Annotated in this window: 8 protein-coding genes; 2 read left to right on the top strand and 6 right to left on the bottom strand. The window is 63.6% G+C overall.

The genetic code is table 11. The annotated features are described in order from the left end of the window. Positions 1-165: 165 nt before the first annotated feature. Both N4T19_RS08760 and N4T19_RS08755 read right to left on the bottom strand, forming a co-directional pair. Entirely contained in the window at positions 166-474 is a 309-nt protein-coding gene (locus N4T19_RS08760) for a hypothetical protein (RefSeq protein WP_260719935.1), read from the bottom strand. Further along, a complete protein-coding gene (locus N4T19_RS08755) occupies positions 455-1,537 on the bottom strand; it encodes a tartrate dehydrogenase (RefSeq protein ID WP_116925931.1) in 1,083 nt (360 codons plus the stop codon). Before N4T19_RS08755 ends, N4T19_RS08760 begins: the two co-directional genes overlap by 20 nt. 211 nt (positions 1,538-1,748) lie before the next feature. Between N4T19_RS08755 and N4T19_RS08750 the strand changes: the two genes are divergently transcribed. Beyond that, positions 1,749-2,660 carry a DMT family transporter gene (locus tag N4T19_RS08750; RefSeq protein ID WP_260719933.1) on the top strand — a complete coding sequence of 304 codons (912 nt, stop codon included), beginning with the start codon at positions 1,749-1,751 and terminating at the stop codon, positions 2,658-2,660. Between the two features lie 23 nt (positions 2,661-2,683). Here the strand turns inward: N4T19_RS08750 and N4T19_RS08745 are convergent, their stop codons facing one another. The 4 genes from N4T19_RS08745 to N4T19_RS08730 form a co-directional block, all read right to left on the bottom strand. Next, entirely contained in the window at positions 2,684-4,231 is a 1,548-nt protein-coding gene (locus tag N4T19_RS08745) for a hypothetical protein (protein WP_260719932.1), read from the bottom strand. Positions 4,232-4,431: 200 nt separating this feature from the next. Then, entirely contained in the window at positions 4,432-5,166 is a 735-nt protein-coding gene (locus N4T19_RS08740) for an SIMPL domain-containing protein (protein WP_260719930.1), read from the bottom strand. Between the two features lie 253 nt (positions 5,167-5,419). Further along, positions 5,420-6,667, bottom strand: coding sequence for a CaiB/BaiF CoA transferase family protein (locus N4T19_RS08735; RefSeq protein ID WP_260719929.1), 1,248 nt, complete (start codon positions 6,665-6,667; stop codon positions 5,420-5,422). A gap of 268 nt (positions 6,668-6,935) precedes the next feature. Beyond that, positions 6,936-9,254, bottom strand: a complete 2,319-nt coding sequence (locus N4T19_RS08730) for a PKD domain-containing protein (RefSeq protein WP_260719927.1) — start codon at positions 9,252-9,254, stop codon at positions 6,936-6,938. Between the two features lie 651 nt (positions 9,255-9,905). On the opposite strand from N4T19_RS08730, the gene N4T19_RS08725 reads away from it, so the two are divergent. Further along, positions 9,906-13,175 carry a DUF11 domain-containing protein gene (locus N4T19_RS08725; RefSeq protein ID WP_260719925.1) on the top strand — a complete coding sequence of 1,090 codons (3,270 nt, stop codon included), beginning with the start codon at positions 9,906-9,908 and terminating at the stop codon, positions 13,173-13,175. The last annotated feature ends 76 nt before the right edge of the window (positions 13,176-13,251 follow it).

Raw genomic sequence — 13,251 nt, 5'->3', positions numbered from 1 at the left:
GGGCGCGCAGGCCGTCGCGTTCATCAGCTACTAAGAACGTGTTGACGATCTCCTCGCGCCGCGACAGTGTCTTTGCGGGATGGGATGCTAGGCGCAACACCGCAGCAATAGCTCAGCTATTGCGAGGATTTGCAACAACGCAGACCGCCCGCAAAGCCACTGTCCCTACGGGTTGGAGTGAAATCGGGCGATTTCTGCGCGCTGGCCCTTGCTTGCACCCCGGTGCAAGCTGCGGACCATCGCTTCGAACTCATCCCGATTGCACTCCAACGCGGCTGCGTAGAGATCGTCAACACGTTCTAAGGCTACGCAGGTGCCGGCCGGGCTGCCGATGCTGACTCTGTCATAGCCGCCGCAGCGGCCCTGGGGCGTATAGCCCCGGGCATGCGCCAGCGGCGCCCAGGCCAGCAGGGCGCTGGCCAGCGCAGCGAGCGCCGCCTGGGCTGGCAGGCGTTCAGGCCAGCACTTGTGCAATCGCCTTGCCCACGTCCGGGGTCTTGGCCTGGCCGCCCAGGTCGGGCGTGCGCGGGCCGCTCAGAATGGTCTGGCTGATCGCATCGACGATGGCGTCATGCGCGCTGCGCCAGGCGCCCTGGCCGTTGCCCAGGAAGTCGAGCATCAGCGCCACCGACCAGATCATCGCAATGGGGTTGGCAATGTTCTGGCCGTAGATGTCGGGCGCCGAGCCATGCACCGGCTCGAACAGCGAGGGGAAGTTGCGCTCAGGATTCAGGTTGGCAGAGGGCGCGAGGCCGATGGTGCCGGTGGTGGCCGGGCCCAGGTCGCTCAGGATGTCGCCAAACAGGTTGGTGGCAGCGACCACATCGAAGCGGCCGGGCTGCAGCACAAAGCGGGCGGTCAGGATGTCGATGTGCTGCTTGTCCAGCACCACGTCCGGGTAGTTCTGGGCCATGGCTTCGGCACATTTGTCCCACCAGGGCATGCTGATCGCAATGCCGTTGGACTTGGTGGCCAGCGTCACATGCTTTTTGCTGCGGCTTTGGGCCAGGTCAAAGGCGAACTTGAGCAGGCGGTCAGCGCCCTTGCGGGTGAAGACGGCCTCTTGCAGCACCATCTCGCGGTCGGTGCCTTCGAACATGATGCCGCCCAGCGCGGTGTACTCGCCCTCGGTGTTCTCGCGCACCACGTAGTAGTCGATATCGCCGGGCTTGCGGCCAGCCAGCGGGCAGGGCACGCCGTCAAACAGGCGCACCGGGCGCAGGTTGATGTACTGGTCGAACTCGCGGCGGAATTTGAGCAGCGAGCCCCAGAGCGAGACATGGTCGGGCACGGTCGCTGGCCAGCCGACGGCGCCGAACAGGATCGCGTCAAAGCCTTGCAGCTGCGCTTTCCAGTCGTCGGGCATCATCTGGCCGTGGGCGGCAAAGTAGTCGCAATGCGCCCAGTCAAAGTGCTGCATCTCCAGCGGCAGGTCAAAGCGCTTGGCGGCGGCTTCCAGCACGCGGATGCCTTCGGGCATCACTTCCTTGCCAATGCCGTCGCCCGCCAATACCGCGATACGTAGTTTCTTGCTCATGCTGGTCCTGAAATCCTGGTGAATAGGGATGTTGGCCGCCCGGGCGACTGGCCGCGCTCGCAAAGGCCATCGCTGGGCTCTACAATCGCTCGTCCTTGCACCTGGGTGCCGGGGCTGGGGTGTCTGGATGGGCATCCTAGCGCTGTTGGAGCAGCTGCGCAGCATGGTGCGAGACAGCTTGCACCGCCGGCGCCCCATTTTGCCGCCTGCCGTGTCGCCTTTGCCTTTTCCCCCTGAATCCCTGGCCGTCCTGGCCGCCGCCTGCTGGGCGCTGGCCGCGCTGTTCTCTGCCCCCGTAGCACGCAAGATGGGCGCCTTTGCCTTTACCCGCTGGCGCATGGTGTTCGCCACCGTGATGCTGGGCGGCTGGGCCAGCTTGGCGGGCACCTGGGGAAGCCTGAATTTGGCGCTGGTGGGCGTGCTGGTGCTGTCGGGCTTTATCGGTATCTTCATTGGCGACACGGTGCTGTTTGCCTGCATGAACCGGCTGGGCCCGCGCCGCTCGGGCATTTTGTTTGCCACCCATTCGATGATGTCGGCCGTGTTGGCGGCGCTCTTTTTGGGCGAGCGCATGGGCGCGGTGGCCATGCTGGGCTGCGCGCTGGTGCTGAGTGGCGTGATGTGCGCCATTGCCTTTGGCAAGCGCGCCGGTAGCGCATCGAGCCTGGAGGCCACGCGCGGCCGGCTGGCGGTGGGCGTGGGCCTGGGGCTGATCGCAGCCCTGGGCCAGGCGCTGGGCACCTTGGTGGTCAAGCCGGTGATGGGCCCCGATGTGGACCCGGTGGCCGCATCGGCCGTGCGCATGGCGGCCGGCTTTGGCTTTCATGCGCTGCTGCTGCTCGTGGGTTGGAAGCCGGCGCGCCTGACTGCCGTGATGGCGCCGCGCGACTGGCAATTGCTGGCGGGCAGCGCCTTTTTGTCGATGGCCATGGGCATGACCTTGATCCTCGCCGCCCTCAAGTACGGCAGCGCCGGGCTGGTGGGCATGCTGTCCTCTGTCTCGCCCATCCTGCTGCTGCCGCTGTTGTGGTGGAAGACCAAGGTGCCGCCCACCTTGGGGGCCATGGCCGGCGCGCTGCTGACCGTGGCCGGCGTGGTGCTGATCCTGGCGCGGCTGCACTGACCGAAGCGCCCCGCGCGCCTGCGCTAGAAGGACGTACCCAGACCCAACTTCATGCCCCGGCGGTCCATCGTGCGCAGCGCCAGCAAGGAGTTTTTCTGCGTGCTGCTGTCATCGGGCAGCACATCGCTGCGCGCCAGCTCACCGGCCTGCAAGGCCTTGCCCGATCCCGTATCGGCCTGCAGCACAAAGCGGTAGTCCTTGAGGTAGACACTGCCCCGGCCGGAGATCGTGAAGGTCTCCACGCAGCGCACCTGGCCGGTCGAGGGGTTCAGAAAACTGCAGCGCACGCCGCCGCCGGCCGTGGTGGCGGCAGTGCCATCGACCTGGGTCAGCGCCACATGGGCGGTTTCCTTGTTCGTCGTGTCGTGGAAGGTCCAGTGGCCCAGCAGGCTGGCCGGGTCTGGCGCGACGGGCGCAAACTGGAAGCGCTCGATGGCGACGGCTCCTTCACCCGGAAAGCGGATATGGCCGCGTGTGGGCGAGCTGAAATCCAGGAACACCTCGCCGGCCGTGGAGGCCTCAGTGCCACTGAGCGGGCCGCTGCCAAAGTAGCGGCCGCCCTGGTAACTCTTGAGTGGGGCGCTGGCCTGGCCACTGGCAAAGGCGCCGACACCCAGGTGGAAGGTGGCATTGCCATCGGCCTGGTAGTTGTAGACCTGCATGACCAGCGTGCCGGTCTGCACATCGATGGCCATGCCGCGCCCGGGCTGGCCATTTTTCTCGCCTGTCACGATCCAGGTGCCGCTGGCGGGGACCGGCGTGGTGTCGCTGAACACCAGCGAGTCATAGCCATCCGGGCTAAGCATGCGCTGGCCCACCAACTGGTAGCTGCTGCCGTCCAACTGCGCCGAGCCGCTCAACTGGTGCAGCGCCGTCTGGAACTGCAGCCTGACGGCGGGCGTGGCACTGCCATTGCTGCAGTTAAAGCCTTGCAAGGTGGCGCTGTAGCTGCAGGAGACCTGGATCTGGGTGCCATTGGGCAGCGCCATGGCCATCGCGGGGCCGGTGCTGGTGTCCAGCCCGCTGAGCGCAATGGCCGAGTACACCGCCTTGCCGCTGCTGTCTTGCATGGACATGAGCCAGTAAGCGGAGGGCAGCGCAGAGGCCGGGGTGTTCTCAAACCGAAAGCGCTGGATCGCTACCGTGGGCTCGCCGGGGAAGCGCAGCTGGGCTTGCGTGGCGCTGGTGAACTCGATACGCACCTCGCCCGCATCGCCATCCTCCACACCTGACAGCGGCCCGCTGCCGAAATAGCGCCCGCCCCGGTAGCTTTTGAGTGGGGCCGCCACCTGGTTGCCGTCTATGTTGCCGACGGCCAGGTGGAAGGTGGCCGTGCCATTGGCCCGGTAGTTGTAGACCTGCATGACCAGCACGCCATCTTGCACATCGATGGCCATGCCCCGGCCAGGCTTGCCATCTTGCTCGGCGCTGACGATCCAGGTGCCGGGTAGCGGCGTGAAATCGCTGGCGGCCTGCGCCGCTGGGATGGACGCCAAGGCGATCGTGCCGGCCAGCACCGCAGAGCGAAACAGGGGGCTGCGCTGCAGCCAAGTGCGAACCGTAGAGGACATGCTTCACTCCTGCTAGCCGGGATGGCTACGGTGCTCATATTGCTACAAATTTTTACGCCGTGTGGGAGTGGTTGATGGTGGTAAGTGGTTAATCACTTTTTGTGAAGGGATACAAAAAAGCCAGGTAATGCGCGGCATTACCTGGCTCTGCGGCGGGCTAAGCGCTGATGGGCGGGCCCACCAAGCTCAGCAAGCGCGGCTTACTTGATCAAACGCACGGCGCCCGACATGCTGACCGACACCGTGGTGTAGCCCGGCTCCAGGCCCACGGGGGCGCTGCTGTCTTCCATCTTGCTCATCATGGCCACGCCCCGGCCCATGCGTGGCATCGGCTGGCTGGTACCACTTTGGTTCAGGTGGATGGTGTCGTACTCGTACTGCGCATAGCCCATGGCATTGGCGGTGACCTTGGCCTTGGCGTTGAAGTTCTTGACAGCTTCGGCGATCAGCTGGTCCTGCGCCTTGTTGCGAGCGGCATCGGACAGGCGAAAGCCCGAGCCGGTCAGGCGGGCCTTGTCCATCAACGCGGTCATCGTCTGGCCGAGTACGGCCGTGTCCGTCGACTCCAGCTGCACATTGAACTGGGTGCGCCAGCTGGTGACCTTGCCATCCTTGTTGTAGACGGGGCTGGTGAACAGGTTCTCGGTCGTGACCTGCAGGGTCTGGGACTTCTTGGCGGTGGCCAGCACATCGGCCAGCGCGGTCTTGCCCAGCTGCTGGGCCTGGGCCTGGTCCTTGGATTCCTTCTCGACGCTGAACTGGGCCCAGGCGGTGTCTTCCGGCACGCGGGTGGTCGCTTCGGCATCCAGGTTCAGGCTGGGGCGTTTGTCGATGTTGGAAGCGGCAGGAGCAGGGTTTTGGGCCATGGCAGTGGAAGCTACAAAAGGGGTGGCGGCGATCAGGGCGGCGGTTGCCAGCATGCGCATTTTTTTCATCAGATTCTCCTGGTTCAAAACAGTCGCGAAGGGCATGCCGCCAAAAGAGCGGGGCCCAGGTCACCGGGCTTGGAGTGCCAGGCGGGCTGCAAGTTTCAGCAGCCCCCACATGCCGTATCGGAGACCAAGCTTATCCCCAAGTGCCGCGACAAAGAGCCACAGCGTAGGCGGCGGCAGGCCGGAGCCTTGTAGGACGGGCTGCCGCAATCGCCCTGGTTCATCGATATTCACATTTGGCTTGCCGCACCTGCGTCTAACCGGCAATCGCCTGGCTGTCCCGCAACGCGGCAATGCTGTCATCGCCATAGCCCAGACTGCGCAGCAACTCCTGCGTATGCTGGCCCAACTGCGGCGGGTCCATGCGCACGCCCAGGCGCTCACCGGCCATGCGCAGCGGCAGCAAGGTGGTGGGGGCCGTCTGCCCCGCGCGTTCGCCATCGCTCAGGCGAACGGGGGCGAGGCCGCCGCTGGCCAGCAGGTGTGGGTCGTCCAGCAGCTCTTCGGGCTTGCTGATCGGGGCATAGGGCAGGCCGTTGGCCTCAAAGACCTGGCCAATGTGCGCGGCGCTCATTGTGGCAAAGCGCTGGCGCAGCTCAGGCAGCAACTGGGGGCGCAGGCGCACCCGGTCGTTGTTGCTGGTGTAGCTGGGGTTGGCCAACAGATCGCCCCAGCCAAACGCGCTGCACATGGTGGCCCACTGCGCATCACTGACTGCAGCCAGAAAGATCTGGGCGCCATCCTGCACGGTGAACACGTCATACACCGACCAGGCCGAGATGCGGTTGGGCATGGGCTCGGCCGCCTCACCGGTCACGGCGAACTGCATCATGTGCTGGCCCACCAGGAACACATTGTTTTCGAACAGCGCTGAGTCGATCTCCTGGCCACGTCGCGTTTGCGCCCGCTGCATCAGCGCGGCCATCGCGCCGATGGCCCCGAACATGCCGCCCATGATGTCGTTGACGCTGGTGCCCGCGCGCAGGGGGTCGCCGGGACGGCCGGTCATATAGGCCAGGCCGCCCATCATCTGCACCACCTCGTCGAGCGCGGTGCGGTGCTCGTAGGGCCCGGGCAGAAAGCCGCTGTGGTTCACATAGATGAGGCGCGGGTTGAGCTGCGACAGCGCGCGGTAATCGAGTCCGTACTTGCGCATCACGCCGGGCTTGAAGTTCTGCACCACGATATCGGCCGTGCTGGCCAGGCGGATCGCCGCCTCCAGCCCCTGGGCCTGGCGCAGGTCGATGGCCACGCTTTTCTTGTTGCGGTTGAACATCGGGAAAAAGCCCGCTCCCGCGCCCAGCAGGTGGCGGGTGCGGTCACCCTCGACCGGCTCCACCTTGATGACCTCGGCTCCCAGATCGGCGAGCACCAGTCCACAGGTCGGGCCCATCACCATGTGGCTGAATTCGACCACGCGAAGGCCCGCCAGCGGCAGGGGAAAGGGGGTGGAGACTGTGTTGACGGGCGTGCTAAGAGGTATGGAAGTGTCGGTATGGTGCATGACTGAGGAAAGCGAAAGCGTCGGCAGGCTGGGGGCTGAGGGCGGCATTGGGCGTATCTCTTCGCAGTCGCAGCAGCAGCTGGAAAGCCCCGTAGATACAGGGGTGTATGCGGTGTGTAACACATCCGCGCTAGGACAGGTGCTGGGGGCTGTCCCGGTTGCGAAGACGCCAGGCAAAAAAAAGCCTTCTGCCGCGTGGCAGAAGGCAGGGGTGTTGGCGAGGCTAAGCGCGGATGTGACCGTGCCATGGATTTCCCGCCAGCAGACCTCAATTGGTTTTGAAGGTGCTGGTGTAGGTGAAGGCCTCACCGGTTTCCTTGATCGTGAAGCTGAACTTCAGATTCACCGTCTTGCCATTGGTATAGGCGCTGCGCAGCGCAAAGGATACTGGCTTGTCCGAAGTGACCACTTGGCCATCAGCCAGACCTTCAAAAGACGCTTTGACGCTGGAGCCCGAAGTGAGGTTGGTCGCTTTGAGGTCGGCAATCGTGTAGTTGGCGCCATTGACTTGGAGCTTGTATTGGGCAATCTTGTAGGTGTTCTCGCAAGCACCGACGCAAGCTACGCTAGCGCTGATCTCTGACGAGCCGGTGTATGGCCAGCTCAGCGCCTGGCCCGATGCGGCGGAGTCATCGTCACGCAACAGGCGAATACCGTCCTTGGGCATGACGGTTACCGTCACTTTGGCTGCGGCACTGTCCTTGCTGCCATCATTGACCACAAGCGTGATCACATAGCTGCCAGCCTTGTCGGCGACAAAGCTGGGGCTGATGGTGTCGGCAGACTTCAGTTGGGCCTCGCTGCCTGCCGGGGCAGCGCTCAGCGTCCACTTGTAGGTCAGGCGTTTACCGGCCGCAGCTTTGCCGCTGCCTTCCAAGGTCACCGTCCCGCCTTCGACTGCGCCGGTCACCGCGCCGATTTGGGCGGTAGGTGCAGCAGCCTCGCCGTTGCCAGGGTTGTTGCCTTCGTCGTCCACAGGGTAGAGGGGGCCGCCTTGTACCAGATTGCCTTGGGCGTCGGTGATGCGGATAGCGGTCAATTCGGGCGAGCTGTCGGGGAGGGAGCCACCGTCGCCCAAAATAGCGCGGGCAGCACCATAAAAACCCGCACCCAGACGAATGCGCTGCTGGTCAGCAGTGACCGTCTTGGGTTCGCAGACAAAGCGCAGATCCAGCCAGTAAGACACGGTGCAGGTGTATCCGGCATCCTTGTCTTCGACTACGCCGCTGGCGGTTTTCTTCAGGTTGAGAATGCGATGCTTGACAGCGCCGGCATGCGGCACCAGCGCCCAAGTGCCGACGAGGCTGTCGATGCGGTCTTGGTCAATACCGAAGTAAAAACGCTTGAAATTGACAGGATCTTCCTTGGGGAATTGAATCAGGCCGGTCGCTGTGGTATTGAAGGTGATCTGCTCCGGTCCGACATACACATCTTCAACACCGTCTTGTGCAGGGCCTCCCAAGTAGCGACCGCCCTTGTACTTCATCACGGGGATGGCAGGCAAGGAGGGATTGACCGCGCTGGGGCTGTGGGTGGCCATGCCGATGTGGAAAGTGGCATTGCCCTTTTCGTCGTAGTTGTAGATGGGCATGAACAGCAGGTGCTTGCTGCCCACCGGCTTTTGCAGATCCAGCGAAATACCACGGCCCGCCTTGCCGGTGACTTCATTGCTGATGATCCAGGTTCCCGCTTCAGGCAGCGAATTGCGGCGGAAGTAGGCGCGCGTGACGACCTTGCTCTCTTCGATGGCGTACGCCGTTTGTTCCACCCGGGCGCCCATCACCTTGGTGTCGCTGCCATCCAGGGTCAAGGTGCCTTGCAGGTCGTCAATGCTGCGCTGCATGACCAGGCTGATGGGCTTGCGCACAGAACTGCCTGAGCTGGTGTCCACTTGCTCGCCGACGCAGCTGAATTCCATGTTGGAGCCCAGGTACTCGCATTCCATGAAGCCATGCTTGTTGGGCGTGGCCAAGTCCAGCGTATGCACCGTGAACTTGCTGCTGGATTTGTAGGGCCAGCCGGCAGCCATGTTCGGAACCATGGCCATCTGCGTGCCAATCGCGGTATCGGCAAAGAAGGTCGATGTGGGTTTGCCATCAGCATCCATCGCCACCATGGCCCAACGCTCGACAAAGGCTGGGTCGGACCATTGGTCTTCCGGCGTGCTTTCGTAGTTGAAGCGGTGCATCAACTTGGGCTCTTCGCCAGGGAGCTGGATCGTGGCGGTAGTACGGCTGGTGAATTCGATCTTCACATTGCCGGCATTTTCAGCTTCCACTCCATCACGGCGGCCGCTGCCAAAGTAAGGTCCATCCTTGTACTTTTTGAGGGGTGCGTCCACCTTGTTGTCAATCACTGCGCCTGTAGCCATATGGAAGGTGGCGCTGCCGTCCTTGTTGTAGTTGTACAGCTGCATCAGAAAGACGCCATCCTGGACATCAATGCCCATGCCGCGGCCAGGCTTGCCGCCCAATTCGTCGGCAATGATCCAGTTTCCGTTCTGTGGCGCAATGGTGTTGGCAGCCCAACCTGCGGAGACGGCGCAAGATATCAGCGCAGCTGTGATGCTTTTGGAGATCAGTCGCATTGGTGTATTCATAGGAAGTGAAACAAGGCAGTCGGCACCGACCGCATAGCTGTGTGTCATGGAAGCCTACAGCCAACCGAGCATTGTAAAAGCATGGCGGCAAAGCCAAGGATTTTGCAGGGAATCGTTACGAATTTCTGCATTTGAAGGTCAGTGCACACAGGGCCAGACGCTTGCTGGCTGGTTCGATGTCAGTTTCCTCGGGCCCTGCATCCATCCTGTGGGACCGAACGCCGCTTGCTAAAGGCTCTCACAGGCCAGGCGCCATGCGCATACACCGCAATCTTGCTGGTGTATTGAGTTGTGAAATAAAATGATACATAAATAACCTATTGAAATTTATTGATTTCAGTCAAGGTTGGGCCCAGGCCAAATTTCAGTCTTTGTTAACCAAAGTGAATACATGGAATCAAAGGCTTTATTTTGATAATTGATTAAGTTAATATATTTTTTGAATTTCAACTGATGGACACAGGCCCTGATGCTGCACAGGCTTCAGGGTCTTGGCATTTCGGTGTCGGTGTTTTCAACAAGAACGGTCAAGGTGTGATGGGTTCAGTGAATAGGTGGGCGCAGGGTGCGCGGCGGATGCATGGCTTGCTGGGGCTTTGCTTGGTGCTGGGGCAGGGCGTGGCACATGCGGCAGACAATGTGACTGCTGTCTGGGGCAGCTTCAACGGCAACCGCTGGACGGCCAGTACCAGCAACGCCGCCACGGCGCCTGCAGCCAATGGGAACAACGATCTGCTGGCGTTCACGGCCGGGGGCGTGCGCTACTCGACCGGGGTCAATGATGCGGTGCTGACCGGGGCTTTTGAGCCGGCGGTCTTCCAGGGCTTTACGCCCAACGCCAGCTCGCTCCCGGCTACGGGTGGTCTCAATGCCATCGCGCAAAGCGCGAGCTACGACATCTCCAAAACCCGGGCCTCCTACCTGTCTGACGGCGTGCATGGGCTCGATCTCAGCACGGCCTTGTTCAATATCCCGGCGAGCTCACTGCGCTTCAGTGCGAGCGTGGGCAATCCCGAGTCCACGACGGATGATGTGCCCGATGTGCTGGTGACCCAGGTCGGTCAGCCATCGAGCAAGACCGACACCTTTTATTTCATCGACGACACGGGCGCGGTCGTGGGGAACAGCGTCAGCATCGCGCTCAGCAGCGTGCCGGTCGTCGCCCGGCAGAACTGGCAGTTCTGGAACCCCAACCACACCAAGTCCTCGGTCGGTGATGGCAGCCGTGATCTGCGCATACGTGCTTACTATTTCGCCGACTTTGGCATCACGCCGCAGAACATGGGCCGGGTGGCTGGCTTTGTGCAGGCCTTGAGCGGCGACTCCGACATTGCCTTTGTTGCCTACAACCAGGAGGCCGTGAGCACCCCCGCGGCATTGAGCGTGCAAAAGACCAATGCGGCCGCAGCCGTGACCGCAGGCGGTCGCACGGTCTACACCGTGACGATCAGCAATACCGGCGGCTCGCTGGCCAGCGATGTCTCCTGGCAGGATCTGCCCCAAGGCCTGCGCGTGCTGGGTATTGAGGCCGGTGCCGTGGGCGCGGGCAGCGATGCCGGTGTCTGCAATAGCAGTGGCTGCACGGGCCTGCGCCTGGCGCCGGGTGCATCGATCACGTACCGCGTGGAGGCGGAGGTGACCGGCTTGGTGGGTACGATGGCATCGAACACCGCCGTTGTGAACGGCGCCAACTGCAGCAACGGCAGTCCCGCCAGTTGCAGCAGCAGCGATGCGGATCTGATCGTGGCCGCCGACTCGGTCAGTGTGGTCAAGACCAATGGGGTGGACCGCCTGACCGTGGGCGCCGAGACCACCTACAGCGTGACCCTGAGCAACAGCGCAGCGACCGCGTTCGCGGGCCTGAGCTGGAGCGATGTGCCCAGCGGCCTGGCGGTCAGTGGTATCCGCGCGGGCAGCGTGGGGGCCGGTAGTGTGGCGGGAACCTGCAGCACCACGGGCTGCACCGGCATCACCTTGGCTGCGGGTCAATCCATCGTCTACATCGTCAGCGCAAAAGTGAATGCTACCGTAGCTGCAGGCGCCTCGGTCAGCAACAAGGCCGTGGTGCAGGGCGGCACCTGCACCAGCGAGCGGGTGAGCGGCTGCGCCAGCACCGATACTGACCAGGTGGTGACGGCGGCCAATATGCAGATCAGCAAGAGCAATGGCGTGGATGTGCTGGCACAGGGTGCCAGCACGGTCTACCAGGTGGTTGTGCGCAACACCGGCGGCAGTGCAGCTGCGGGCCTGCGTTGGGCAGAGAGCCCGGTGGGCCTGGCTATTGAGCGCATCAGCGCCACGACGGTGGGCGCCAACAGCGAGGCCGGCCTATGCACCGTCAGTGGTTGCTCGGATATCGCCGTTGCGGCTGGCGAATCGATTGTCTATGCGGTGCAGGCAACCGTCACCGGCGAGGTGGGTGTGGACAGCGCTCGCAATGCGGTGACCTTGAGTGGCGCTACCTGCAGCGGCGGCAACAGCTGCAGCGCCGAGGACCGCGATGCCATCGTGCTGCCAGCCGCTGTCAGCATCCACAAGAGCAATGGTGTCGATACGCTGACCGAAGGCGCCAGCAGCAGCTATACCGTCACCATTACCAACAGCGGCGGCATGCCCGCTGCCGGCCTCGCCTGGCTGGACAGCCCCCAAGGCATGGAGATCGAGGCCATCACGCCGCTGGCGGCCGCAGCGCCCAGTGATGCCGGCAGCTGCAGCCTGCAGGCACCGATGGGCTGCAACGGCATCACGGTTGCCGCCAACGCCAGCGTCAGCTACCAGGTGCGGGCGCGGGTCACGGCGCTGGTGGAGAGCCGTGCCGATGCCACGGTCAGCAATACGGCCACGCTGACGGGGGCGAACTGCACGGCAGCATCCCCCTGCACAGTGACGGATACCGACTCTCTGCGCAGCCCCGTGCATCTGACGCTGAGCAAGACGGCCGCGGCAACGGTGGAAGCGGGCCAGGCGCTGGACTACCAGTTCCGCATTGGCAACAGCGGCCAGACGGCCGTTGCCGCCGGGCAAACGCTGGTGGTCGCTGAGGCCCTGCCCGATGGCATGCGCCTGACGGGTGCCTCGCCCGGTGCCGGTGTGACATCGGTGGTCTGTAGTGGCGAGCCGCTGGAGTGCGAGCTGGTGCTGGATGCCGCGCTGGAGCAAGGCGGCCATGTTGCCTTTGGCTTGCATGCCATCGCGCCAGCGCAGGCCGGCAGCATCACCAACCATGCCGCCATCGATCCGCTGGGGGGCAGCGAGCCGCCTGTGCCGGGCGCTGCCTGCCTGCCTGCCGACAGCTGTGCCCAGGCGCGCACTGATGTGCTGGCCCCCGCCCATATCACCGTGCTCAAAAGCAATGGCGTGAGCCAGGTGCTGGAAGGCAGCAGCACGCGCTATGTGGTGACGCTGAGCAATGAAGGCGGCATGCCCGTAGAGCTGCAATGGGACGATGTGCCCAGCGGCATGGTGGTGACCGAGATTGTTGCGACCGAGGTTGGGGGCCACAGCGCCGCAGGTGTCTGCAGCCCATCGGGTTGCACCGGCGTGACGCTGGCAGGCGGCGAAACCGTGCGCTATGCGGTACTGGCCCGGATCACGGCCACGGCACCTGCGCATGTTCGCAATCTGGCCCGGGTAAGCGATGCGGCCCAGTGCAGCAGCAGCGCGCCTTGCAGCAGTGAGGACGAGGATGAGGTCTACAGCAACACCATCGATGTGGACCCACCTGCGCCCGATCCCACACCTGACCCGACTCCAGACCCTGACCCCACTCCGGATCCAGACCCGACACCGTTGCCCGCGCCGGTGGCGGTACCCACGGTATCGCTGGCGGGGCAGCTGCTGATGTCGCTGCTGCTGGGCGGGGCCGCTGCGCTGGGCCTGCGCCGCATGCGCCAGCGCTGCCGCCACTGAGCGGCAAAGCGCCCACAAAAAAACCACTGCCGCTCGGTGCTGCAGTGATTTTTTTGATGTTTGTCTTCCGGGCAGC

Origin of the sequence: Comamonas squillarum, assembly GCF_025309455.1 — a bacterium.
In the GTDB taxonomy this organism is placed as follows: domain Bacteria; phylum Pseudomonadota; class Gammaproteobacteria; order Burkholderiales; family Burkholderiaceae_C; genus Comamonas; species Comamonas squillarum.
Note: the sequence above shows the minus strand (reverse complement) of the source record. Positions and strands in the feature narration are given on the sequence as shown.